Source organism: Pseudomonas viridiflava, assembly GCF_900602065.1.
Taxonomy (GTDB): domain Bacteria; phylum Pseudomonadota; class Gammaproteobacteria; order Pseudomonadales; family Pseudomonadaceae; genus Aquipseudomonas.
This window is the reverse complement of record NZ_UWFN01000057.1, coordinates 1-394: the sequence shown is the minus strand read 5'-3', so window position 1 is coordinate 394 and position 394 is coordinate 1. Positions and strand designations below refer to the sequence as shown.

General features: G+C 61.2%; 1 protein-coding gene. It reads right to left on the bottom strand.

What is annotated here, in order from left to right; genetic code table 11:
- Positions 1–378 (bottom strand): amidase family protein (locus EE949_RS00975; protein WP_431194206.1); only part of this gene is annotated, 378 nt, incomplete at its 3' end.
- Between the last annotated feature and the right edge of the window lie 16 nt (positions 379–394).

The following is a 394-nucleotide window of genomic DNA, read 5'->3' as shown; positions in this document are numbered from 1 at the left end:
CCACGGTGTGCGCCCGTTGCCGAAAAGCCGCGAGGTACTCGCCCCCGTCCAGCCGAACTCAGTGGTCGCGGTCTTGCCGAGAATGATGGCGCCTGCGTTTTTCAGGCGTTGAATAATGGGCGCGTCCTTGAGCGGAACACTGTCCAGACTGGTCAACGACCCTTTGGTGGTCCGCAGACCTGCCGTGGAAAACAAGTCTTTGACGCCGAACGGGATGCCGTGCAGCGGTCCTTGAATGCGACCGTGGCCTGCCTCGTCATCCTGACGACGCGCCTGTTCGTGCGCGGCGTCTGCGTAAACATCGCCGAAGGCATTCAATGTGTGATTGTGGGTTTTGACCGACTCGAGGCTCGCTTCCACCAACGCCACAGACGTGATCGTGCCTGCGTCCAGC